Origin of the sequence: Exiguobacterium sp. s192 (assembly GCF_018618795.1) — a bacterium.
In the GTDB taxonomy this organism is placed as follows: Bacteria; Bacillota; Bacilli; order Exiguobacteriales; family Exiguobacteriaceae; genus Exiguobacterium_A; species Exiguobacterium_A undae.
Map to the genome: position 1 here is coordinate 102,856 of NZ_JACSMS010000001.1, position 26,282 is coordinate 129,137.

The 26,282-nt window shown below is 46.5% G+C and carries 19 protein-coding genes; 16 read left to right on the forward strand and 3 right to left on the reverse strand.

Translation table 11 applies throughout. The annotated features are described in order from the left end of the window. The first annotated feature begins 42 nt into the window (after positions 1–42). From KNP87_RS00485 to KNP87_RS00550, 14 genes are all read left to right on the forward strand, one after another. A complete protein-coding gene (locus KNP87_RS00485) occupies positions 43–3,090 on the forward strand; it encodes a hypothetical protein (protein WP_251135365.1) in 3,048 nt (1,015 codons plus the stop codon). Next, a complete protein-coding gene (locus KNP87_RS00490) occupies positions 3,091–3,843 on the forward strand; it encodes a response regulator (protein WP_214720548.1) in 753 nt (250 codons plus the stop codon). It abuts the gene before it with no gap. After that, complete coding sequence (locus tag KNP87_RS00495) at positions 3,840–4,862, forward strand: HEAT repeat domain-containing protein (RefSeq protein WP_214720549.1); 1,023 nt, start codon at positions 3,840–3,842, stop codon at positions 4,860–4,862. Before KNP87_RS00490 ends, KNP87_RS00495 begins: the two co-directional genes overlap by 4 nt. Further along, positions 4,849–6,297 (forward strand): glycosyltransferase family 2 protein, encoded by a 1,449-nt coding sequence (locus KNP87_RS00500; protein WP_028105900.1) that lies wholly within the window; start codon positions 4,849–4,851, stop codon positions 6,295–6,297. The genes KNP87_RS00495 and KNP87_RS00500 overlap by 14 nt, the downstream gene beginning before the upstream one ends. A gap of 36 nt (positions 6,298–6,333) precedes the next feature. Further along, positions 6,334–7,482, forward strand: a complete 1,149-nt coding sequence (locus KNP87_RS00505; protein ID WP_028105901.1) for an AI-2E family transporter — start codon at positions 6,334–6,336, stop codon at positions 7,480–7,482. A 201-nt stretch (positions 7,483–7,683) separates the two neighbouring features. Next, positions 7,684–9,024 (forward strand): glutamyl-tRNA reductase, encoded by a 1,341-nt coding sequence (gene hemA / locus KNP87_RS00510; protein ID WP_028105902.1) that lies wholly within the window; start codon positions 7,684–7,686, stop codon positions 9,022–9,024. An 82-nt stretch (positions 9,025–9,106) separates the two neighbouring features. Beyond that, complete coding sequence (hemC, locus tag KNP87_RS00515) at positions 9,107–10,033, forward strand: hydroxymethylbilane synthase (RefSeq protein ID WP_026832403.1); 927 nt, start codon at positions 9,107–9,109, stop codon at positions 10,031–10,033. Next, on the forward strand, positions 10,023–10,709 hold the full coding sequence (locus KNP87_RS00520) for a uroporphyrinogen-III synthase (protein WP_214720550.1): 687 nt from the start codon (positions 10,023–10,025) through the stop codon (positions 10,707–10,709). Before hemC ends, KNP87_RS00520 begins: the two co-directional genes overlap by 11 nt. After that, complete coding sequence (gene hemB, locus KNP87_RS00525) at positions 10,706–11,695, forward strand: porphobilinogen synthase (RefSeq protein ID WP_026832405.1); 990 nt, start codon at positions 10,706–10,708, stop codon at positions 11,693–11,695. Before KNP87_RS00520 ends, hemB begins: the two co-directional genes overlap by 4 nt. Further along, a complete protein-coding gene (gene hemL / locus KNP87_RS00530; protein WP_026832406.1) occupies positions 11,692–13,002 on the forward strand; it encodes a glutamate-1-semialdehyde 2,1-aminomutase in 1,311 nt (436 codons plus the stop codon). The genes hemB and hemL overlap by 4 nt, the downstream gene beginning before the upstream one ends. A gap of 333 nt (positions 13,003–13,335) precedes the next feature. Further along, complete coding sequence (locus KNP87_RS00535; RefSeq protein WP_026832407.1) at positions 13,336–15,972, forward strand: valine--tRNA ligase; 2,637 nt, start codon at positions 13,336–13,338, stop codon at positions 15,970–15,972. A gap of 56 nt (positions 15,973–16,028) precedes the next feature. Next, the gene (locus KNP87_RS00540) at positions 16,029–17,279 is read left to right on the forward strand and encodes a bifunctional folylpolyglutamate synthase/dihydrofolate synthase (protein WP_214720551.1); all 1,251 of its coding nucleotides are present in this window, start codon (positions 16,029–16,031) and stop codon (positions 17,277–17,279) included. Positions 17,280–17,351: 72 nt separating this feature from the next. Next, positions 17,352–20,936: a GEVED domain-containing protein gene (locus KNP87_RS00545; RefSeq protein ID WP_214720552.1), complete on the forward strand. Its 3,585-nt coding sequence runs from the start codon at positions 17,352–17,354 to the stop codon at positions 20,934–20,936. An 18-nt stretch (positions 20,937–20,954) separates the two neighbouring features. Further along, positions 20,955–21,641, forward strand: a complete 687-nt coding sequence (locus KNP87_RS00550; protein WP_214720553.1) for an ankyrin repeat domain-containing protein — start codon at positions 20,955–20,957, stop codon at positions 21,639–21,641. Positions 21,642–21,690: 49 nt separating this feature from the next. Here KNP87_RS00550 and KNP87_RS00555 read toward each other — a convergent pair whose 3' ends face one another. Genes KNP87_RS00555 through KNP87_RS00565 form a run of 3 tightly spaced genes read right to left on the reverse strand, consistent with a single transcriptional unit; the run spans position 21,691 to position 24,391 of the window. Continuing rightward, entirely contained in the window at positions 21,691–23,262 is a 1,572-nt protein-coding gene (locus KNP87_RS00555) for a type II secretion system protein (RefSeq protein WP_214720554.1), read from the reverse strand. A gap of 18 nt (positions 23,263–23,280) precedes the next feature. After that, a complete protein-coding gene (locus tag KNP87_RS00560) occupies positions 23,281–23,901 on the reverse strand; it encodes a PilW family protein (protein ID WP_214720555.1) in 621 nt (206 codons plus the stop codon). Next, complete coding sequence (locus tag KNP87_RS00565; RefSeq protein WP_214720556.1) at positions 23,864–24,391, reverse strand: prepilin-type N-terminal cleavage/methylation domain-containing protein; 528 nt, start codon at positions 24,389–24,391, stop codon at positions 23,864–23,866. Before KNP87_RS00565 ends, KNP87_RS00560 begins: the two co-directional genes overlap by 38 nt. 175 nt (positions 24,392–24,566) lie before the next feature. Between KNP87_RS00565 and KNP87_RS00570 the strand changes: the two genes are divergently transcribed. Both KNP87_RS00570 and KNP87_RS00575 read left to right on the forward strand, forming a co-directional pair. After that, a complete protein-coding gene (locus KNP87_RS00570; protein WP_251135366.1) occupies positions 24,567–25,937 on the forward strand; it encodes a G5 domain-containing protein in 1,371 nt (456 codons plus the stop codon). Positions 25,938–25,963: 26 nt separating this feature from the next. After that, positions 25,964–26,278: a hypothetical protein gene (locus KNP87_RS00575; RefSeq protein WP_214720558.1), complete on the forward strand. Its 315-nt coding sequence runs from the start codon at positions 25,964–25,966 to the stop codon at positions 26,276–26,278. The last annotated feature ends 4 nt before the right edge of the window (positions 26,279–26,282 follow it).

A 26,282-nucleotide genomic window follows, 5' to 3' on the forward strand; every position in this document is an offset into this window, starting at 1 on the left:
CTAATTGCCTAAATTAATTGCCTTATGAAGGGTTGTGCAAAAATGAAACGCTACAAATGGATTGCAGCATTGGTTGTCCTTCTGATTGTGACACCATTCGTCATATGGTTTCTTCAAAAAGAACGGACATTAAATGTTGTGTTATTCGATTATACAGTCGGAAAACAGGAACGGGAGCATGCAGGAACGACGTGGTTGTTGAATCATCTTAAAGTCCGTTCGGAGAACGAGGAGGACTATACGTACACGGATTACATCAACCGGTACGACGGCACGCAAGGTGAAGCGATGCTGAAGAAAGCCAAACAAGCGGATGTCTTATTGTTTACCGATACATATGGAAAATCATACACCGTTGACGGGAAACAAGAACACCGTGGTGGACTGACGGCAGAAGATGTAGCCGTAGCGACAGATGCGATTTCAAAAGGAAAAACCGTCGTTGCTGAATTTAATACGGCAGCCAGCCCGACACCGGCTGACCGCTCAAATGCGTTTCGTCAGTTGTTTGGTACGGCATGGACCGGCTGGATCGGCCGATTTTTCCCGGATTTGACGAAGTTACAAGGACTAGATGAGACGGTCATCAAGAAGCTGGAGCTTCAGGCAAAGGACAAAGCATTTAAGTTGTCCGGTCCCGGTTATGTCTTCATCAATGATTCAACGGAAGAAGTGTTTTTCGTCAATGACGATACTCCTCTCCTTTATACATGGGATAAAAACCAAGGCGACGCAAAAGATGAAGTCCGCTACAACTACTGGTTTGAAGTATTGGAACTGGATGGGGGAGAACAGCAGGCCCACTTTTCCTGGAATCCGTCGAAAAAAACACAAGCGATGTTACGCGAACGCCAACTGCCGCTTGAATTTCCGGCTTATGTCAAACAAGGAAGCGGACATTACTTTGCCGGAGACTATACGGACGTCGCCGACATTCCACGTTATTATCGGTATGCCGGACTCGATTGGTTCCGCAAACAGTTCATCTTAGACAGTGCGGAAAGTGAGTCGGCGTTCTTCTGGAAAGTTTATGCGCCGACGCTCAGCCGGATTTTAAAAGACACGAAACCGGTTAAACAGGCAGCAGTTAAAACAAAGCCATTATCACAAACAAACATCAACGATCAGACGATTCGGACACGCGCACGGTCCGGTCAAGACACGCTTGAAATGTATCAAGATGGAGAATGGAAGCCTTATTTCGTCAAAGGGGTGAACGTCGGATTAGGACGTCCGGGTGCATTTCCGGGAGAGCATGCCGTCAGTCGCAATGAGTATGACCGTTGGTTAAAGCAGATGGGAGAAATGGGCATCAATACGATTCGGGTCTACACGCTCCATCCACCTGCCTTTTATGATGCATTAAAAGCCTACAACGCATCCGCGAAAACACCGATTTATTTGATGCAAGGCATGTGGGTCGAAGAAAAACCGTTCGAAGAGTTAAAAAATGCCTTTGAACCAAAATTCTTAGAAATGACGGATACAGAAGCCAAACGGATGGTCGATGTGATTCATGGCAATGCAGTCGTCAAGGAAGTTGTCGGGCATGCTTCCGGAACCTATACGTCAGATGTCTCGCAATACGTCTCGGCCTTTGTTTTCGGAATCGAATGGTTGCCGGACGCGGTCGTAGGAACCAACAAAAAAAATAAAGACCTGCGTTATGAAGGCAAGTTCGTGACGACGACAAAAGAAGCCTCTCCATTTGAATCGTGGTTAGCCGGCCGAATGGATATCGCGACCCAACATGAACTGGATACGTACAAAACGACGCGGCCGATCGGAGCGACGAACTGGCCGACGACGGATCCGCTCGCGCATCCGGACGAAGTCGAAGAAGAACAAGATCTTGTTTCGATTGACTTTAACCACATTCAAGCAACAAAAGACTTTGCCGGCGGTGTGTTTGCTTCCTATCACATCTATCCTTACTATCCGTCCTTCATCAAGGAAGAATTTGGCCGGAAGGGGGATACGGGTTCAGAATCCTACAGCCGTTATTTAAAAGAGATGAAAGCGTATCATGATATGCCGTTACTCGTATCCGAGTTCGGAATTCCGAGTTCACGCGGAAAAACACACCTTGGACCAAATGGATTTGATCAGGGACACGTCAGCGAGGAAAACCAAGGAAAGCTCGTCGCGAAATTGTACCAAGACATCGTCGACACGAAGATGGCCGGTGGACTCGTGTTCATCTGGCAAGATGAATGGTTCAAACGGACATGGAATACGATGGATTATGACGATGCGGATACACGTCCGCGCTGGTCGAACGTCCAAACGAGCGAACAGCATTTTGGAATGCTCGGTTTCTTACGGGCTGATATTACGATTGACGGAAAAATGGAGGATTGGAAAGGCTATGCCCCGGTTGCGGAAAACGACGGCCAAGCGATTTATATGACGTCAGATGAAGCTTATCTGTATCTCCGGATCGACCGCAAGGCAGCAGAGCCGACGACAATTGCCTTATCGACCAAACCGAATGACGGCAATCAGAAAGTGGGAGACTTGACGCTCGAAGAAGGCGCCGAGTACCGGTTGACGATTGACAAGCAGGCACGGATCGATGTGGATGAGCGGTACGATATCTTCCGCTATCACTACGGTCTGAAAAAACCGTTTGAAATGGTGACGCCACCTTCCGATGAACCAAACAGCGGGAATTTCAATCCGATCTATCAGATGCTCGACTATGCAAGACGGGATCCGGTCACCAAAAAAATCATCAAGCCGGCAATCAAATGGGATACGGGCATTTTAAACGAGGGTGAACCGGACAGCATTTTAACAGACATCTCTGACTTGCAGGAGCCAAGCATCGAGTTACGGATTCCTTGGATGGTGCTGAACATGCGGGATCCGAGTAAACATGAAATCATCGGCGACTTCTGGAAAGACGGACTGGAAGCGAAAATGGTGACCGAAGGAATCGAAGTCACCGGTCTGATCGGCAAGACGCGTCTGCCGGAATCTGATCGAGGATTTTATAACTGGTCCGAGTGGACGAACCCGCAACAACGGGAAGAACTGAAGCCTGTTTATCAAAGCATGCAGGAAGCATTCAAAAAGGGAGTGAAGTAAATGCGGCGTGAAGAAATGTGGCAGTTGATCAACGCATCGATCGAGCCGGTCGATACGGAAACCAGCTCGACGGCAGTTGTAACAGAAGAAGACGTCAAAGGATCGACATCCGGCGTCGTGTTTATTCATACGATTGGATTAATGCCGGAAGCCGTGAATGAATTGATTGAAACCGGCCGATGCACAAGAACCGATATCTCGTATGCGGATGTCATCATCGCAAGCCAGCCGATTATCGAAGAACGGGTACCCGTCATTTATATCGCGGGTACGACCGATGACCGGTCCTTTTATCAGCTCGAAAATGCACGAGAGGTCATTCCGGCAAACTTGCCGGTCGATCTCTTGCTCGATCGGCTGATGCGATATAAACGTGTCCAACGGCTTGTCGATGTCGTCATCGTGACGGATAATCCTCACCTGCGCCGGCTGTTGGAACGGGAATTGACCAATCGCTTTGAGTCTGTCGTCCTGTATGAACGAACAGAAACGTTTCTGGAACAGCATGCGGCGACGCGCCCGTATCTCCTTGTTTTTTCATCGGCGCTTCCTCGTGCCGACGGGTTGGAGTTATTGTTGCGTGCCAAATCCGAGAGCATCGTTCCGTTTCATGCGATCATGATTTCGATGTACAACCGGGAGCGTGACCATGTTCTGGCGATTGAACGTGGGGTTGACGGAATTATGACCCTTCCTTTGAAAGTCGAAGAATTTCGGGCATGGGTCAAAAAACTTGAGGGGGTCCGCGAATGAGGTGGATTATATTTTTTATTCTCCTTCTGGTCGTCCTCCAAATTGGAGCATTGGTTTACTTGGTTTTCCAGAAACGGAAACGAGTTAAACAGGAAGAAGCCCGTTTGAACTGGCAACGGCAGTTTCAAGATGAACTGTATGATTTTGCGACCGGCGAAAGACGAGAGATGCCGCGCATCGTCTCAGGAAATGAAGACTTGGTCGAGCTCGAACTGTTTGCTTTTACGAACTTGACCGAGACCGTGTCGCATCAAGAACGGATCTATCAGTACGTGGAGGCAAAGTTATTACCGTATTATCAGGTTCAAATCCGTCACCGGCGTATTGATCGCCGGTTAAACGCTTATGAAGCGATTGCGCAATTCCGGTTAAGACCGGTCGCACAAGAGTTGCATCAAAAATTAGGCAAATCCATCTCAAAAGAAGAAAAAGATGTCATTGTCCGGACGTTGGTTTCGATTGCACCTCACTTAGCAATCGGAGAAGCGAAGCAAGCAAACGAAATCAGCTTTTTTGGCGCAGTGCTGGCGATCGGACGCAGCAAGGATTTGACGGCATGGATCGAGGAATTTGAACAATTGACAGAGTCCTTCCAAATGGGTGTTCTCCAATTGATCTATGACCGGGAAGAGACACAATACCTCGAACTCGTCCGTTCGAAAACGGCGGATGCCCATCCGGAAGTCCGGAAACGTGCCCTGCGTGCGTTGACCCGAATCGGACTCGAGGAAGACTGGAAATTGTATACACCATATTTGGAAGACGACACGAGTTGGGTCGAACAGATGTTGGCGCTCCGCTTCCTCGAAAATGTCGCCCCAAAAGAGTCGGTCGTCTATATTTTACCGTTCGTCGGAAGTCGCTCCTGGTGGGTGCGGACCGCGGCCTTTGACGCACTCCTCGCCTGTGGCGGGCTGGAACAATTGGCACTGGTCGCAAAAGATCATCCCGATCGGTATGCCAAACAAAAAGCGACGGAACGTCTAGCAAAGGAGATGAAACAACATGTTGTCATCTGAAACGATCCAGAAAATCATTGAAGTATTATCCTGGACCGTATTGATTTATATGATCCTCGTCATCATCTTCTATTCGTCTTTGTATCTCATCTCAGCACAGATGGTCCGAAAACAACGGTTCCGTCGCAAGGAAAGTTCATATCTGCCGTTGATGCGGTCTCTTTACACGCGACCTGTCAGTGTGTTGGTTCCCGCTTACAACGAAGAGTATACGATTGTCACGAGTATTCAAGCCTTGCTTGCACTCGATTATCCGGAACATGAAGTCATCGTCATCAATGATGGCTCGAGTGACGGGACGATGGATGAATTGTTTAAAGTGTACGAGTTGGAAAAAGAATTACGTTTCCCGCGCATTTTGATCGGATCACAACCGGTCAAAGCCGTCTATCGGTCGCGGATCGATGCCCGGTTGATCGTCATCGATAAAGAGAACGGCGGGAAGGCAGATGCGTTAAACGCCGGAATTGATTATTCGAGCTATCCGTACTTTTGTTCACTCGATGCCGATTCAATTTTAGAGCGGGATGCGTTGTTAAAGGTCATGAAACCGATCGTCGAATCCGACGAAGAAGTCATTGCGACGTGCGGATCGATTTTCCTCGTCAACGGTTGTACGATCGAAGGCGGTGAAATCGTCGAAATCCGGACGCCGAAACAGCGGATTGTCTTGATGCAGATGATTGAATATTTCCGCGCCTTTTTGTTTGGCCGACTGGGGTTAAGCCGATTTAATCTCCTGCTGATTGTATCCGGCGCGTTTGGATTATTCCAAAAAGCGATTGTCGTTAAAGCAGGTGGGTACAAAGAAGGTCTGGTCGGGGAAGACATGGAGCTTGTCGTCCGGCTGCACCGTTACATGAAAGAAAATGACGTGAACAAACGGATTGAGTACGTTCCGTCACCGGTCTGTTGGACTCAGGCACCGGAGACGATGGAAGTGTTACGGTCACAGCGGACACGGTGGCATCGCGGACTGGCAGAGACGCTCTGGACGCATAAGCGGATGATTGGCAATCCCCGTTATGGATTCGTCGGAAGTGTCTCGATGCTGTATTTCTTTTTAATTGAGTTGCTTGGTCCGATTGTCGAACTGATCGGATACTTCATCATTCCGTTGAATCTGCTTGTCGGGACGTTGAACTTTGAGTTCGGGATCGTCCTGCTCACAGTAGCGTTACTGTACGGCTCGTTGTTATCGGCAGGTGCCGTCCTGCTGGAAGAGTGGACGATGCACCGCTTCAAGAATGTCAAAGAACTGATTCGTCTTTACCTCTGGTCGTTGACGGAATCGTTTTGGTACCGGCCGATTCTCGTCTTCTTTAAACTGGGCGGCTTAATTCAGTTCATGACGGGACGCGGTCAGTGGGGTAAAATGGAACGACAGCGACTCGATGAAGTCGTCACGGAGAAAACGGAAGAAAAAACCGGATAAACAGATGAAAAGAAGAAACTGGTAGGAGGACTGTTCGTGGATTTACTTCGTAACAAATGGTTTAAAGCATTACTCTGGATTTTGACAATCTTTTTGGTGATTTGGGTCGGGACAAAAATTTCCTTCCTGTTCCAACCGATCAAAGTCATGCTCGCTTTGATTTTCCCGCCGTTGATCATCGCCGGGATCTTTTATTACTTTACGCTCGGTATCGTCGATATGCTGCAAAAACGTGTCAAAAAACGCGGACTGGCTGTGCTGATCGTCTTACTCGGCTTCCTCGGTGTCATCACGATTGCCGTGGCGTCACTCGGACCGATTCTGGTCGAACAGGTTACGGATTTCGTGACGAGCATTCCGAACCTGGTCGTCGAACTGCGGGATCAGACGTTGAATCTGCGTGATCAACTGATGAACAACCGGTTCATTTCGAACTGGGTGCATGAAAACACGGACCTGTTTGATAAGTGGACGAACGAGGCGACGTCATACATCGGGACCTTGTTCAAGTCGGTCTCGACTTCTGTCGGAACGATTTTCAGTGTCATTTCTTCGACCGTCCTGATCATCGTGCTTGTTCCATTTATTTTGGTCTACATGTTGCTTGACGGTTACAAGTTTCCGAACTCCGTCGTCAAGCTGTTGCCGAAAAGCTATGAGACGGAAACACGGAAGATTCTTCACGATATGCACGTGACGGTCAAACATTACGTCAACGGTCAAGTCATCGTATCGTTGTGTGTCGGCTTGATGTCACTGATCGGTTTCTTCATCGCGGACATCCAGTATGCGTTACTACTGGCGTTGTTCTGTACGGTCACGAACATCATTCCTTATCTCGGACCGTATATCGGAGCTGTCCCTGCGGTCATCGTCGGGTTCATCGATGATCCGATCAAGGCGCTGTATGCGATCATTACGATTGTCGTCGCCCAGCAGATTGAATCGAATTTGATTTCTCCGTACGTCCAGGGGAAAACATTGAAGGTACACCCGCTGACGATCATCATCGTCTTGCTCGTCGCCGGAAAAATCGGCGGGATCATCGGTGTCATTCTCGCTGTCCCGACGTATGCCGTCACAAAAGTTGTAGTCCAGAATATCGCCCGGATCTATCAATTACGGCAACAAAAGTTTGATTTACAAACGGAAGAATCCCCAATCATCACCGATTCAACCAAATAAAAAATCCGACCCTCTGCTGAACATAAAAGCAGAGGGTTTGTGATTTGGTCCGGAGAGGGATATGGTAAGAAGATAAGTTTCACAACTTCGACTCATTTTAGTTTATAAATTGATTGGAATCTTTTTTATAATGGTTATAATGTAGAGTAGAGAACGAAAGATAGATGAGAATGAAATCTTTGGACGTAAGGGGTAGAGCGCATGCATATCGTAGTTGTCGGTTTAAATAATAAGACGGCGCCTGTATCAATCCGCGAACAAGTCTCATTTGGGGAACATGAGATGAAAGGGGCGGTCGTTGCGCTACGTGACGAAAAGAGCATTTTTGAAAGTGTCATCGTCTCGACGTGCAATCGGACGGAATTATATGTCGTCACGGATCAACCGCATACAGGTCGTTATTATACAAAACGTTTTCTCGCGAACTGGTTTGGTTTAACAATGGAGGAATTAGAGCCTTATTTGTTTATCCATGAGGGTTTTGACGCGATGAAACATCTCTTCCGGGTCACAAGTGGACTGGATTCGATGATTGTCGGAGAAACACAGATTCTCGGTCAGGTGAAAACAAGTTTCTTTACGGCACAAAAGCTCGAAACAACGGGAACGGTCTTCAACAAGTTGTTCAAAGAAGCTGTTACGCTTGCGAAACGGGCGCATGCTGAAACGGGAATTGGTGAAAATGCAGTTTCGGTCAGTGCAGCGGCAGTAACGCTTGCCGAACAATTGCTTGGATCGCTTGAAGATAAATCAATCGTCGTCATCGGTGCGGGTGAAACAGGTGAACTGACGACATTGAACTTATACGAAGCGGGTGCCCGTGACATCACGGTCTTTAACCGGACACTTGCCAAAGCCGAAGAAGTGGCGAATCGTTTCGAAGGATCCGCACATTCGATCAATGAAATGCAATGCGGTCTGCTTCGGGCTGACATCGTTATTTCTTCAACCGGAGCAAAGCGGGCAATCATCAAACGTGAAGACATTGCAGCAGCACAATTGTTCCGGAGCGACCGTCCGTTTTTGTTGATTGATATCGCGGTCCCACGTGATATCGAACCGACGGCAGGCGACCTGCCGGGTGTCCATTTGTATGACGTTGATGATTTGACGTCAATCGTGCAACAAAATATGGCAGAACGGATGAAAGAAGCAGCAAAAATCGAACGTCGGATTGAAGCGGCAATCGCTGAGTTTGAAGGTTGGATGACGACATTAGGTGTCGTTCCGATCATTACGGAACTGCGTGACCAATCGCTTAAAATTCAACAAGAGACGATGCAAAGTCTGGAGCGGAAGTTACCGAACATGACGAACCGTGAAAAAACGGTCATCGGGAAGCACATGAAGTCGATCATCAACCAGTTACTCCGGGAACCGTTGTCGTATATCAAAGACGCGGCTGCAAAACCGGATGCCGAGCAACGGATTGCTCAGTTCATGGATACGTTTGCACTGGATGAAGAATTGTTTGACGGGACAGCGGAAGAGGTCGTTTTACAAGACGAAACACCGGTCGAACGGAAAGCTGTGAACCGGTGAACAGAGGTCGAATTGTGTTACAATAGAAAAGCATGGGGCGGACTTGTGCCGCCCCTTTATTATTGTACAGGGGGATTTCAGCATGCGAAAAATCATAGTAGGTTCACGAAGTTCGAAACTCGCGATGACACAAACAAAGTGGGTCATCGATCAACTCAAACAAGCGGGTGCACCATACGAGTTCGAAATCAAGAACATCATCACGAAGGGTGACCGCATCCTTGACGTGACATTGTCTAAAGTCGGTGGAAAAGGATTATTTGTCAAAGAAATCGAACAGCAGATGATTGATGAAGAAATTGATTTTGCCGTGCATAGTATGAAAGATCTCCCATCTGAGTTGCCGACAGGACTCATCATTGGGGCAACACCTGCACGTGTCGACGCTCGTGATGCTTTGATTACAACGACGGGCGGAGGTCTGGCCTCACTTCCGGAAGGCGCAATCGTCGGAACAAGCAGTCTGCGCCGCGGTTCTCAATTATTGAAATTACGTCCGGATTTAAAAATCGAATCGATCCGGGGAAACATTGACACACGTCTTGAAAAACTGAAGACGGGACCGTTTGACGGGATTTTATTAGCTGCCGCGGGTCTACAACGCATGGGATGGTCAGAAGACATCGTCTCGGAATACATTTCGACTGACGACATGATTCCGGCTGTCGGACAAGGCATCCTTGCAATCGAATGCCGGGAGCAGGATCAAGAAATCCGCGATTTATTGAATCTCATCCACGATCAGATGACAGAGAAAGTGGCATTTGCCGAACGTTCTTTCTTGTCAGCCATCGAAGGAAGCTGTCATGTTCCGGTCGGCGGTTTTGCGACGATCAATGAGGATTTATCGACGACGCTCGTCGGATTCCTTGGTTCAGTAGACGGTCAGCAAATTTTGCTCGAACGGGAAACGTCGCTTGATCCAATGCAGTTGGGTCAACAGGTCGCAACACGTTTACTCGATGCGGGTGGCCGCGAAATTTTAGCGTCTTTACCGGATGACCTTTAAGAAACTGGTCTTGACGGGAAGTCGACGACCAACTTCCGCACAATTGAATCGGTTACGAACCGGACAAGTCGAAGTCATGTATCATCCGGTCATTGAGACGGTTCCGGTCGCGTTTGAGTTACCGGAAGCACTGGATTGGTTGATCGTGACAAGCCCGACCGGCGTCACGCAACTGAAATCACAGCTCGACCGACTACAGCAGACTAAAATCGCAGTCGTCGGGACAAAGACGGCAGTGGTATTGGAAAAACTGGGGCGAACGCCGGATTTTATCCCGTCCGCTTTTACCGGGGACGCGCTCGTCGACGAGTTACAACCATTCATCGAACCCGGACAACGGATTTGTTTTGCCCGGGGAAACCGCTCACGGCAAGAACCACTTGAACGATTAAGGCATGCTGTTGCGGCAGAAGTAGTGGAAGTCGTCACGTATGAGACGAACTTACGGACGATTTCTTCTGACGTATTGCAATATGCTTCGTATATTGGATTGCAAAGTCCTTCAGCTGTCGAAGTTCTGGCATCATCCCGGCATCAGACCACAGGCACTTATGTAGCCATCGGTCCGATTACGGAGCAAGCCGCTCGCACATCCGGATTGACGCCATTACTCGTCGCCAAGACGTTTACACTCGATGGACTGATTGACTGTATTTTAGAGGAGGAATTGTCATGAATACATTAGAATTCGCACGTCACCGCCGATTACGGCATACACCATCCCTGCGCTCACTTGTGCGCGAAAATCATCTGCACAAATCAGATTTGATTTATCCGCTGTTTATTGCAGAAGGGGAAGACATCAAACGGGAAGTCAGTTCGATGCCCGGTGTGTTTAACCTTTCGCTTGATCATCTGGAAGCGGAAATCAAAGAAGTGGTTGAACTCGGTATCGAGTCCGTCATCTTGTTTGGTGTCCCGCATGATCACTTAAAGGATGAGCAAGGGACAGGCGCTTTCCATGATCACGGAATCGTGCAGGAAGCGACACGACTCGTCAAAAAAGTGGCACCTCAGCTGACAGTCATCGCCGACACATGTTTGTGTGAGTATACGTCAACCGGACACTGTGGCATCGTAGCAGACGGTACGGTCGACAACGATGCCTCCTTGCCGTTGCACGTTCAAACTGCCGTCTCGCAAGCGCGTGCCGGTGCAGATGTCATCGCTCCTTCTTCAATGATGGACGGATTCGTGGCAGCGATTCGTCAAGGTCTGGACGAAAATGGCTTCAGCCACATTCCTGTCATGAGTTACGGCGTGAAGTATGCCTCTGCTTATTACGGACCGTTCCGTGACGCAGCCAATTCGGCGCCGGGCGAAGGGGACCGTAAAGGCTATCAGATGGATCCCGCAAACCGCCGCGAAGCATTCCGGGAGGCGACAGCCGATGTCGATCAAGGAGCAGACTTCATGATCGTCAAACCGGCACTTGCCTTCATGGATATCATTCGTGATGTCCGCGAACGCGTCGAGTTACCAATCGTCGCCTACAACGTATCGGGTGAATATGCGATGGTCAAAGCCGCTGCGTTAAACGGCTGGATTGACGAGGAACGGATTGTCATGGAAACGATGCTTGGTTTCAAACGAGCAGGCGCTGATCTAATCATTACGTATTTTGCAAAAGACATCTGTCGTTACTTGGAGGGGACAAAATGAGCTTGATTAATCAGAACTCAAAATCAAAAGCCGCTTTTGAACGGGCGTTACCGTTGATGCCGGGTGGTGTCAACAGCCCGGTGCGTGCCTATAAATCAGTCGGGATGTCACCGATTTTTGCTGAACGGGCAAAAGGTTCACGCCTATACGATATCGATGGCAAAGAATATATCGACTATGTCTTGTCGTGGGGACCGATGATTCTTGGTCATGCCGATCCGATCGTGACGGCAGCGATTCAAGAACAAGCGACACGAGGCTGGAGTTACGGTACACCAACGGAAATCGAATCAGCGATGGCCGAAGTCGTCATCAGCCGTGTTCCATCGGTCGAAGTCGTCCGAATGGTCAACTCGGGTACAGAAGCGACGATGGCGGCGCTTCGCCTCGCACGCGGATATACAGGGAAAACGAAAATCCTGAAGTTCGAAGGCTGTTACCATGGACACGGCGATTCCTTGTTGATCAAGGCCGGTTCAGGCGTTGCGACGCTTGGATTGCCGGATTCACCCGGTGTTCCAGCACAAATCGCCAGCATGACGTTAACTGTTCCGTACAATGATATGGACGCAGTCCGGATTGCCTTTGAAAAACACGGCGACGATATCGCGGGTGTCATCGTGGAGCCGGCAGCCGGAAACATGGGCTTTGTCCCACCGCAACCGGGCTTCCTCGAAGGATTGCGCGATATCACGGAACAATACGGATCCCTGTTGATTTTTGACGAAGTCATGACAGGCTTCCGGGTCGGCTTTAACTGTGCCCAAGGATACTTTGGCGTCACACCGGACATCACGTGTCTCGGGAAAGTCATCGGTGGCGGTATGCCGGTCGGTGCTTACGGTGGCCGTCGCGACATCATGGAACAAATCGCACCGCAAGGACCGATTTACCAGGCCGGTACATTATCCGGTAACCCCCTTGCGATGACAGCCGGTCTTGCGACACTGACGCAACTGAAGCCGGAGCATTACGAAGAGTTTGACCGGAAAGCCGCACGACTTGCAGAAGGATATCTCGCAGCAGCGGCGAAATACAACATTCCGTTAACGACAAACCGGGCGGGTGCGATGTTCGGCGTCTTCTTTACCGATCAGCCGGTCACGAACTTCGAACAAGCGAAAACATCGAATCTTGAGATGTTCCGTTCGTATTATCAAAAGATGGCGGCACGTGGGATCTTCTTACCACCGTCACAATTTGAAGGTCTCTTCTTATCCACGGTCCATACGGACGAAGATATCGAGCAGACGATTGCAGCGGTCGAGCTGACGTTCAAAGAATTGAAGCTTGAATTTAATCGTTAAGCAGTTCTTGACGAGTCACGGACGTCTCGGATAAAATAAGGAAAGAATAATTTGGAAACAGCGATGACGGGAAGAGTAGTCAAGGAACGCACTGTATGAGAGAACACATCCACGGGCTGAGAGATGTGACAGGACGTCCTGATGAAGGTCACCCCACGAGCTGGTTTCGTAAGCGACAAGCAAGCGAGATCCGGATTGCCGCACGTTAAGCGGGCTAGAGGGCACTCTGTAAAGAGTGAACTAAGGTGGTACCGCGGAAGAGCAACGGCTTCTTTCGTCCTTAGATGAGGACGAGAGAAGCCGTTTTTATTATGGATTAAAGGAGCGATTTAGATGCAGGAATTATCAATGCCAACGAAATATGATCCGCAAGCGACAGAAGAAAAATGGTACGACTTTTGGATGAAAGGGGAATACTTCAAAGCCGATCAAGATCCGGAAAAAGCACCGTATACGATTGTCATCCCTCCGCCAAACGTTACCGGGAAATTACACCTCGGTCACGCCTGGGATACGACTCTCCAAGATATGTTGACGCGAATGAAACGGATGCAAGGCTTTGACGTGCTGTATCTGCCGGGAATGGACCACGCGGGTATCGCGACACAAGCGAAGGTCGAACAGAAACTCCGGGCAGAAGGGAAGTCACGCCTTGAGATGGGCCGTGAAAAGTTCCTCGAACAATCGTGGGCATGGAAAGAAGAATATGCGTCAACGATCCGCGAACAATGGTCGAAACTCGGACTTGGACTCGATTATTCACGGGAACGGTTTACACTCGATGAAGGTTTGTCGGAAGCGGTTCAGGAAGTGTTCGTTAAACTGTACGAAAAAGGCTTGATCTACCGTGGCGAATACATCGTCAACTGGGATCCGGCGACAAAAACAGCGATCTCGGACATCGAAGTCATCTATAAAGACATCGAAGGTGCCTTCTATCACTTCAGTTATCCGTTGACGGACGGAACGGGTCACGTCGAACTGGCGACGACACGTCCGGAAACGATGCTTGGCGATACGGCGATTGCCGTCAATCCAAAGGATGAGCGTTATGCACACCTGGTTGGAAAAACGATCACGTTACCAATCGTCGGACGGGAAATCCCAATCGTCGCCGATGAATACGTGGATATGGAATTCGGCACAGGGGTTGTGAAAATCACACCAGCCCATGATCCAAATGACTTCGAAGTCGGAAACCGCCACGATCTACCACGTGTCCTCGTCATGAATGAAGACGGAACGATGAATGAAAATGCCGGCAAATATGAAGGCATGGACCGATTCGAATGCCGAAAGCAGATCGTCGAAGATCTCAAAGCGTCAGGTGTGTTAATCAAGGTCGAACCGCATCTGCATTCCGTCGGTCACTCGGAGCGGTCGGACGCCATCGTCGAACCGTACTTGTCGCTTCAGTGGTTCGTCAAAATGGAGCCGCTAGCTGAAAAAGCACTGCATGAGCAACAAGGGGAAGACAAAATCAACTTCATTCCACAACGTTTTGAAAACACGTATGTCCGCTGGATGGAAAACATCCGTGACTGGTGTGTCAGCCGTCAGCTTTGGTGGGGTCACCGGATTCCGGCTTGGTACCATAAAGAAACGGGCGAAGTCTACGTCGGTAAAGAAGCACCGTCGGACATCGAAAACTGGGAGCAGGACAATGATGTGCTTGACACATGGTTCTCTTCAGCGCTCTGGCCGTTCTCGACGATGGGCTGGCCAAACGAAGGTGCAGCTGATTATCAGAAGTACTTCCCGACGTCAACACTCGTAACAGGTTACGATATCATCGCCTTCTGGGTCTCACGGATGATCTTCCAGTCGTATGAGTTCACAGGCGAACGTCCATTCAACGATGTACTGATTCACGGTTTGATCCGCGACTCGGAAGGACGGAAAATGTCGAAGTCACTCGGTAACGGAATTGATCCGATGGATGTCATCGAGAAATACGGTGCGGATTCGCTCCGTTGGTTCTTAACGACCGGTTCAACACCAGGAAACGATTTACGTTTCTACTGGGAGAAAATCGAAGCGACATGGAACTTCTCGAACAAACTGTGGAATGCGAGCCGTTTTGCATTGATGAACATGGATGGGCTGACACACGAGCAAATTGACCTGTCAGGTGAGAAATCACTTGCCGATCAATGGATTTTGACACGTCTGAACACGACGATTGATGATGTGACGCGTCTGTCGGACAAATATGAATTTGGTGAAGCCGGTCGTGTCCTCTATCACTTCATCTGGGAAGATTTCTGTAACTGGTACATCGAGATGGCGAAGTTGCCGTTAAACGGTGAGGACGAAGCAGCGAAATTGACGACACGTTCGATTCTTGCGTATACGCTGGATCAAATCATGCGTCTGATGCATCCGTTCATGCCGTTCATCACGGAAGAAATCTGGCAGCATCTACCGCATGAAGGGGAAACCGTCACACGTGCCGCTTGGCCGACACGGAACGATTCACTGGACTTCCCAAAAGCTGTTCCGGCATTTGAAGCCGTTCAGAACGTCATCCGTTCAGTTCGGAACATCCGGGCAGAGGTCAACGCACCGATGTCGAAGCAAATTCAGTTGATGATTGCAACGAGTGACGATCAAGTCCAGCATGATTTGGAAACCAATCTGTCGTACTTGAAAAAGTTCACGAATGCGTCGGAGCTGCTCGTCGAACGCAATATGACAGCACCGGAAAAAGCGATGAGTGCGATTGTAACGGGAGCAGAATTGTTCATTCCACTTGCTGACTTGATCAACATCGAAGAAGAAATCGCCCGTCTGAACAAAGAACTCGTCAAGTATACAAAAGAAGTCGAACGGGTCGAGAAAAAACTCAACAACCCGGGATTCGTCGGGAAAGCACCGGCACATGTCATTGAAGAAGAGCAGGCAAAAGCACAAGACTATAAAGAGAAGCGGGCGGCAGTTGAAGTCCGAATCAGCGAACTCGCAAAATAATCTTAACAGTGGCTCAAGTTTTCTTGAGTCACTTTTTTTAAAGGAGCGAATGAAGGGTGAGAACACGAGAAGATGTGTTGCAGTGGTTATCCGCGTTACTGGCATTTGGCATCAAACCGGGCTTGAGCCGAATGGAGGCCTTGCTAACAGAACTACAGATTGATCCGGATACGATTCCGGCGATTCATGTCGCGGGGACGAACGGCAAAGGATCGACGGTCGCTTTTTTGCGTGAGATGGGAGTGGCGCAAGGATTGAGGATTGGTACCTTTACGTCACCGTATATCATCCAGTTTGAAGAGCGGATCATGTTGAACGGTGTCCCGATCAGTGAAGCGGATCTGGTCGCGGCAGCCGTTGCTGTCCAGGAAGCGATCAGGAACATCGAGTCAACGGTCGGGTCTGTGACGGAATTCGAAGCATTGACGGCACTGGCGTTCTATCATTTTCAGCAAATTCGTCCTGACTTGGTCATCTATGAAGTCGGCCTTGGGGGATTGTATGACTCGACGAACGTACTGAAACACCCGCTCGCAGCCATCATCACGTCGATTGGTCACGACCATCAAGCGATTCTCGGAGATACGCTCCAAGAAATCGCCTTACAGAAGTTTGGCATCATTAAACAAAAGACGACGGTCATTGCCGGTAAATTGCAGGAAGAATTAACGGTTCCGTTGATGGCCTATTGTGGCGATCGACAAGCGACCTTAACCTGGAGCCAGGAAGTGATTCGCGATTACCGGCTCAGTGCAACAGGCACGTGGGCAACCTACGAAGGAATTCCCGAGACGCGACTCGGTCTTGAAGGGGTGCATCAAGTACATAACGCGGCGAACGCCGTCGTCTGTGCCAAACAACTCGGTTGGTCGAAGACTGCGATCCGGCGTGGACTGCGGAATGCGACGCATCCGGGTCGGTTCGAGATCATCTCCCGCAAGCCGCGGATCATTCTGGACGGTGCCCATAATCCGGAAGGAGTTGCGGCACTCGTCGAACGGCTGAAGGAAGAGTCAAAACCGGTCATCGTCCTCTGTTCGATCTTACGGGACAAGGACCGCGAGGCGATGCTTGATCAGTTGCGGGAAGTGACACCAGAGATCTACGAGACGACGTTTGATTTTCCGCGGGCACGAACATTGGCAGAGCTAAAGCTGGACGGGGCAAATGTGATGGAACTCGACCAGTTTTTTGATCAGATGGATACAACCAACCAGACGCTCATCGTCACAGGATCCCTCTACTTCATCAGTACGGTCCGCACATTACTGAAGGGGCAGTCTTTTACAAAAAAGGGGAAAAAGTAAAAGTCCTTGTATACTAAAGGTGGGGTAATATAGTCCTAGATTTTACGATCTTATGACGAGGAGACGATTGAGATGAAGCGTTGGGTACGTCTGTTTGTAGTCAGTCTATTGATCTTTACTAGTTTTACGTATATACAGCAACCACATACAAAAGCGGCGACCGGGGAGAAGTTCAAGATTTTAGAGATTCGTGATGAATGGTCGGCGACGAATCGGATTGATCCAAGCATTTCCGTCAAGTCCCTATCAATGTTAAAAGACTTGAATACTAGTCAATACGATGTCAAGATGATGACGGTCAAAGAGCTGAATGCGTCTCGTTTCCCACTTGATGGAGCATTTGATGCAATCGTTTTTGATCCATCTATAAATAATATAGACAAAGATAAATATTCAACAGAATTGTCTGTATTCGACAAAAAATCTCACAACACAAGTAAAATCGAAAATGATATTACGCAACTAAAAAGTAATGAGATTCTCAATTCATACGTCCGAAAAGGACTACCAGTGTATTTGCATAAAGATGTCTTCAAGCATGATAAAAGTAACTTCTCGAAGGTTTTGAAAAACTATGTCTCAACGCAATCAACCATTTCTTACGAAAATATCAATGATGTCATTAACTCATTGAAGCAAAAAAACAATATGCGTCCTCGGATTTCGAGTGTGACGGTAAAACAAGATGGAAATACATTGTCGACAGTCAGTTCGATTGCTGTACCGAATCGACCGATTGAGTTTAGTTATGTTCTTGATCAACCTGTAACTGATGCGACTATAGCACTTTATATCGATTTTGATAGTAATGATCAGTTTGATGAATCAGAAAAAGAAGATGAGCTACCGGCTGTTTCTAGCGGAAAGCTTACCTATACATTTGATGTTCCAAGTTATACCGGACCACGTCAATGGATGCTCCGAATTACCAAGGACGGTAAGACGGATTATAAAACGGGTAGTTTTTTGATGAAAGATCAGTTAGCTGAAGCAAAAGTACTTCAAGTTTTAAAAACGACAGGAAAAGGTTCCCTTCTAAATGACTTAACAGGAGAAAACTTAAATAAAAGTGATCTTTATAAGTTTAATTTAGAGGTTATGGATTCAACTAAATTTTCGAGTGAAGTGATTTCAAAAGATTTAAACTCTTCATATGATATGTTGATCTTCGGTTTCCAAGATTCTTATGGTACTGCTAATCTTACAGACCTAGCATTTAACAAAGTTAAGTCATTTACGAATACGGGACAGGGATTGATGTTGACACACGACACCATTTTTAGATCGAATGTAAAAAATGCACCAACTCGCTGGGAAGCAGACTACGCCACAGCATCAGGTCAAACTTATTATACGAACATGGGATTTGGGGCACCTAAAAGATCCACAAAAGCAATTCGTCAAAATGAAGGGCAGATGACATCGTATCCTTTTGCTTTAGAGAATGAGATTTCGATTGCGCAAACACATAATCAGTATTTTGCTCTAGACTTAGAACAACCGGATTTAATACCGTGGTATAACATTAAGGAAACAGAAACAAGCACGGATTCTGGTAGAACAGTAGGGGACGCTCGAAACCACTACTATATGTACACTAAAGGGAATATCACTTATTCAGGTGCAGGACACACTTCTTCTTTCCCCGATCCAGGAGAGCGGAACTTGTTTACGAATACGATGTATCGTGCCTTCATCGGAGCTAACCATAAACCGTTATTAAAAAATATATTACCTCTTGATCAAACTTCTTACTTGGAAAATGAACAGTTGACAGTTTCTTATCAAATTAATGATTATGATTTACGTGATCGTGAACTGAAGACGCGTATTTTCATTGATGGAGAACAAGTGTACGAAAATAACAAAATACAAAATAACTCTCTAGTCAGTCAAACCTTCAATCAAAAATTACTTGGAAAATCTAATGTCAGTATTCGGATTGAAGCAGAGGATCAACGTGGAGCGAAGACAGTGGAAACACGAACAGTTAAAGTCGTCAGTCCATCAGCATCGGAACCATTTTCGCTGACACGTTCCATCAATCCATCAATGATTCCAAGAGGAGAAACAGCAGAAATCAAATACACGATTAATCCAATTCTGTTACAACAACATGAAGCGATTGGGAATAATGGTAAAAAAACAGACAAATACACTGTATTCATGGAAGATATACTTTTCCGTGAAAAATTCCCGGTTAATTTAGAAATCGTATCGACTAGTGGATTGAATAACAAAAATATCTCTGGTCAAAATGTGAGTGGTAGTCTAGATCCGATTGAGTACGTAGAAGAAATACAAGATTTGCACAAAGGCATGTGGAAGCCTGTAAAAGATAAGATTACTTTTTCGATTACAGTGAGAGCAAAAGAAGCTAGCGGTGCTTATATATTAGAACAAAAAGACAATTCACTAACCTCAGCTAAGAATATCTACAAAGAAATTGCTAATGGAAAAAAAGAAAAAGTCACTACGATCGCAAATAATTCACAGTCATTCAATCCGCTTGGATATGCGTTAACACCTGGATTCGCAACACGTGTTTCGATTCCTCCGGTCCAAATGAAAATTACTACACCTTCTTATAGAATACTACCGGAAATAAACCCGGTTGGAAGTAAATATGGAGTTATGAATTGGTCAATTGAAGATGAGAGTATTGCTACAATAGACAACGAAGGAGTAGTTCGACCAAAGAAAGTTGGAAAGACAAGAATTGAATTAGTACTTCCAGTTGCAAACGGTAAAACATTAACTACAACATCTGAATTGATTATTGAAGACGAGTTTAAAGAGTTATCTGTGACTAAAACGTTTACTGAGTTGTTTGTCGGAGAAACTCAGTCATTTGAAGGTATAGCTTTAATGTATTCAGGTCAAGAGTTACCCGTTCGTTGGATTATTGACCCTGCTGCAAATACGCTAGCAAACGAAATATCTAATGGTAAATTAGAGTTGACAGGAAAGACACCAGGAACAGTCAAAGTCAAAGCGGTCGTACCTGCGACAGCCGGAAGCTCTACTTATCTTGCTCAGTCGCCAGAGTACACGATCCAAGTCAAGTTGCCGGAACTATCCGTTTCGCCAAACAATCTTGAACTGTGGGTCGGATCGAATAAAGATGTGACAGCAATATTCAATCCAAACTATCCGTTGCCATTTACAGTTTCTACTGTGAGTAATGCGATTCAATTGAATCAGACATCGACTGGATATACGATTACTGGTAAAAGCGGTACTCCGAGTGGACCGGTCGAAGCTATTCTCAAGTTAACCGATTTTCCTAGTACGATTGCAAAAACTCTCATTCGAGTACGTGAAAATCCAACTAGCCTGACAGCTGCTGACTTGATGATGACAATGAAGGATGATAATAAACTACCATCGCTTCGTTGGTTACCAGTGACGGCGACGGAACAATTCTATCGCTTGGAAGTGCTCCAAGGTAAGGAATATGTCAAGGTTGACCCAACAGGACAGGCGCTGCAACCATTACGTCCGGGAGCCGCGCGTATCAAAGTAACCGCATTAAAGGAGAATAAAACTGTTCTCGAAGTCATGAAAGACAATCAAAGTACACCACTAACAACTACATTTAAGGTGAATATCAGTTCAGAATCGAATCCATCTGAATATGATGGAGATGTTTATTAAGATGTGGAGACGCGAACTATGAAACGAAAACAAATCGTTGCTGTCCTCTTGATTTTAATCATCATTGGAATCGGGGGGGCGGTGTATGTCACAAAATCGAATCAACAAGCAGCACTCGAGAAAGGATTACGTTCAGAAAAACCAGAACGACTCGCTGATGCGCTAAAAGATACCTCTTTATCGACAAAGGAGAAAAATCGTTACATCCGTCGCTTCCAAGAAACACTCGCTTTTGACAAAGCAAAACTCCTTCTTGATGAACAGACTGTTCAAAATAAGCCAAACTGGTTTTATGCAGCGCAATTTGCACCACTGAGCATGGTCTCTGAATGGTTAACGAAAGGCGCGAAAATCAGTCAATTAAATTCACAAGGTCAGTCGGTCCTTCATGTCGCGACGAGTGTGAACCGATCGATTGATGCTTATGCTCTATTAATAAAAAAAGCATCTAAAAAGGAACTCAATCGAATCGATGACCTCGGTCATACACCTCTCTTTTATGCGACACTAGATCAAAATGAAGCGGCAATCGAACTGTTATTACAAGCAGGAGCGGATCCGAATCGTGGAGAAGAGCAGCCTATCTATGAGACGGTCAAACAAAATCGACAAGATTTGTATGTGATGTTGCAGCAGAACGCTGCAACGGTAGACAGTAAAAAGGTGAAAAAGCTCGCTAAGCAATACCGAGCAACAAAATTCTAGTCAAAAAAGAGTCATTCGTCGCAGGCGAATGACTCTTTTTTGATGTTTCTCATGGTTGAACACGCTTTGGTGTTTCGACATACAATTGGACTGCTCGGTTAAGTGGAAGTAGCGCTGTTGGATTTTTCAATAACGTCGCATCATATTCCATACGCAAACGAGAATCTTCAAAATCAGATGATTTATTAATGAGCATCAGTTTTTCGAGTTCGGTTACGTTTGCAGGAAAATCCTTTTCTTCTAAATCTAATTTCCCGCGATAAGCATTGACTTCGAGTTCCCCCTTCGTGAAGATACCACCTCGAACATTCATTGTTGATCCTACAGAATAAATTGTATTTTTTCCTTCGGAATCACTATATAGAAACGCATTTAAATCAGGTTCATTTGTTTGTGGACTTGAGAATTTGTTGACTCGATTAATTAGGATATCTCCTTTACTGAGCAGAATTAATGTATTTTGCTTTGATGAATTATTACCATCATTTTGAATATTAGCGTTATCCAAAAGGCTATTTTTGGTCGTGAAAATAGTTGTAGCAAATTGAACGTTTCCTGTAATAGTCAATTTTCCTAAAACAACTATTGGACGCTTGATTTTGATTGGAGTCGAAGGGTCTAGTGAGAAGATTTTCAAGTTCCCATTAATAATTAAGGGATTACGCGTCTCTTGAATGATGTCTTCTGTTAAGGCGATTTCTCCTGCTGGTGCAGAAAGGATCTGTGTATCATTTGATAATTCATCTAAAAATGGAGTAATAACTGGCTTAGGAGAAAGTCCTTTTTTAGATAATTCTTCTAAAATACGACTAGTATCAGTTACCGATGTATTAGTATCTATCCCTAAGAAACTGTTGAATGCATAGTCGAAATCAAATGGAACAAGTGCTTCTTTTGTTGCTACGAGTTCTGTATCACCCTGCGGATCAAAAATAGTCTTATCACATATCGGATAATCATCACATTTCAATAACGGTTGATTTTTTTCTTGAAAGACACGTACTTGACCCGTGATGTAAGGAAGCGCTCTTGTATTCGTGTAGGTTCCACCATCACCATTGTATGTAAAGCTAGGTGTCGCGGTCGCTTGGAGCGCATCACGAGAGAAGATATTGCCTTTAATCAAAGGAGCGCCATTTAAGATAACTCCATCATCTGAACCCAACGTGTAGTATAAAAAACTAGGAATTGCGGACAGATAAACACGTTGGCGATAACTTTTTTTGATGGATGGTTGATCACCTTTTTGTTTCGTGACGACTGCTGTTAAGTCGAGTGCTGTCACACGGGCATTGGAGGCCGTTTCGTTGGGTGTGACCGTTACATTCGGCACAATCGCTTTTAGCGGTAAGATGACGGTACTGTTAAGATTCTCGAAAATTTCCTGAGATGAAGTCGTTGGAGAGGCTCCTGTTGTCTTGGAGACTATTTTTTGCAAAGCAGCGACTGCTAAATCGAGATCATTTTGTGTCGTCGTCTCGACATCGATATCGGTTTCACGAATTTCCGTCAGACGAGTCGACTGTAAACTGATACCAATTGTCGCAACAGCGAGAACGGACAGGACAGTTAAGGTGACAAGAACAAAAAGTAATGTATAGCCTTGCTCAGATTTACGCATACCTTATTCCTTTCTAGGTTAAAATCCAATCGTACTTTTGAAGGTCTGGACTTCTTCTTGATCCGTTGATTGAATCTTAGTCGTGATCGTTAAAATACCGTGGATGATGTAGCGACTGCTGTTATTACCTGATTTGATTGTTTGATACTCTGGACTTGATAGCGTGAATGTCTGAAATAATTCACTTTGGTCGTCGATGGATTGCGGAGCGGATTCATATATCAGTTCTGTTCCATCTTCGCGCTGTTCTGCAAATGTATAACGAATCGGCGTGACATTCGTATTTGAAGAAGTAGCCTCTTCTGTAGCATTAAACGGCTGAAAACCTGATTCACGTTCAAGTAATCCCGTATCAGGATTCAAAGTAGGAAGTGTTTTTTTGTAGAATGATAACTGCTTTGCTTCATCGATCCGGATCGCATCAAATCCACTGATTTCATTTAAGATGATACCAACTCGACTATCAGCTTCACTACGCAGTTCACTGATGATTCCCGTTGCCCGAAAGCTTTTCGTACCAGAGATAAACACAGTCAGGATGACAGCACTGAAAATCGAGGCAATGACGATGGCGACGAGTAGTTCGACGAGCGAGAAGCCGTCATTTTGTTGTCGGAAAACTTTGATTGAGCGTCGCATTCGTAATCGATCCTTTCAATGATGTAATCGGTTCAGTTGTTCCTTCTATGTAGACGAATACATGTAGGTCGAGGAGATTCGGATTAACGACTCCTTCGAGTTTCCGAGGTGTCACACTGTATTTGACTTCAAAGGCAATATTATTGATTTCAGGATTAGTAAAGATTGATGAGCAAATAGCCGATAGGTCACAAGAAGGAGACGTGGGCTCTGGAATGACATATTTTCCATTCAGATAAGTAGCTTTGTCTGCCTGTGTAGATAGAGAACTGAAGGCGAAGGATTCATCACTTGTCGCTTCTAAAGCTTCTCGCTTGATATAAGAGGTTGCGTTTTTTGCCAGATAATTCGCAAACGTCAACTCCGTACTGTCGCGTGAGGCTGCCAATGACTGAGAAAAAATGCTGATAAGAGAGACCGATATGATAGATAAGATCGTAATACTGACTAACACTTCAATTAACGAAAAACCATGTTGCTCGTCTTGCATGGACTCACCTCGTGTCTGAATCAATAGGATGTCTGAACTAAAAAATGAAAAACGGTATGTATTCTCACATGAAGAAAGTATTTGTCAGGTAGGACTTATGTTTCATCATAATATTCATTATAATGGAAATACTAGACACCTGAAATGGTTATTTCATACGGAAAGGAAACAGATGATGATAAATTTAAAACGTTTTGCTGTACATACGTTACTGCTAGTCGCCTTAATCGCCTTAATCTATGTTCCTTCGTTTGCCTTGATTTCCTTTACCGGCAAAGCAACAGTCTCGGAAAACTTCTCTGACACGGCGCGTATTGGTTCTGTTCCTGTCAGTGGTTTGACACGTAAAGAAGCCAAACCGAAAGTCCAAGAAGCCGTTACCGCTTGGTCTAAAAAAACACCGTTGACGGTCGGGACGGGAGAAGAGACGCTTCCGATTCCGACAGAACTCGTGACGTTTCAGATCGATGAGTCGATTAAAGCCGCATCGTTGAAAAAAGGTGGTGCGTTACAAGTCACCATTGATGAAGCGGCGACGGAAGAATATTTAGCGACACAGCCGGTTACATACACGGAAAAACAAATCCAGACCTTTAAAACGTGGTTAGTCAAGACCAGTGAAAAATTAGAAGAAAGTAATTTTGATCCGGCAGAAACAGTCGCAGCTGTGGACCCGACAGGCGAAGTCGTTTCGAGTGTCACGTTCATGACCCGTTCGGCAGCTGAAGAACAGATGATCGATGCGATGGCACAAGTCGACATCAAGGCTGGTCAATTGATGAATGTGAAGACATACGGGATGGATCCGGTTGCGGCATCCTTCATCGGCAGCAAACTGTATGAATTATTTGCGAAGACTCCTTTTGAAATTGTCGAACGGATGCCACATCCCCAGTTACCGGACGATGTGACGCTCGGGTATGACGTCAAGATTGATGAGAAAACAGATTTTGCCGTCCGGAATACACAGGCGGTCAATTATCAGGTCATCGCGACGAAAAACGGAAGTGATGTCACGCTGGAATTACGCGGAACTCCGTTCAAAGAAACGGTCACAGCCGTACTGGAAGCTGAAAAAACGATTCCATACCGGACGATTACCCGCTACTCTCCGACATTATCTGCCGGAACGAGCAGTGATACCCAATCGGGTGTGGAAGGGAAATCAATCGAATTGTATCGCGTCACGAAGTCGAACGAAGGAGAAATCAAACGATTGCTTGCGCTTGATTTTTATACTGCGACACCAGCCATCGTGACGAAAAGCAGCCAGGAAGAAGCGCCGCCAGTCGTGATCCCGCCGGCAGAAGAATCAACGGACGACACGACAGATGACTCAACGAACGACGGTACGACTGAAAATCCGACGGACGATACAGATAATGCGACGGACGGATCAACCGATGGATCAACCGACGGTACGACAACGCCGGAACAACCCGTTACACCGGATCAACCGACAGCACCGGATACACCGGATGCGCCGACGACAGGGGATCCGGCATCACCCGTCGATGGTGAGCCGACGGACGGCGCAGTCGGCTGATACTGCTATAAGAAAAGAGGATGAACATGAACTGGACGGACTTAGCGATTGAACTCGGTATCATCATTGGTCTTGCAACCATCATTTGCGGATTGATGTTTTCCATTCAAATTCCTTTTGTGACGACAATGGCGGCCAAAGTGATGCTCTCAATAACCGCATTGGTATTAGTCACTTCACTCTACATGATCGTCAAAATGGATTGGATCACAAACCCGTTTGTCATTGCGGGATACGTGATCACGATTTTAGTCATCGCGGCCATTACGAGTGTGATGGATGAAAAAAAGCAACAGGTGACACCACTTGACGAAGAAGAAACATGGCACGCGGAAGGATGACGAT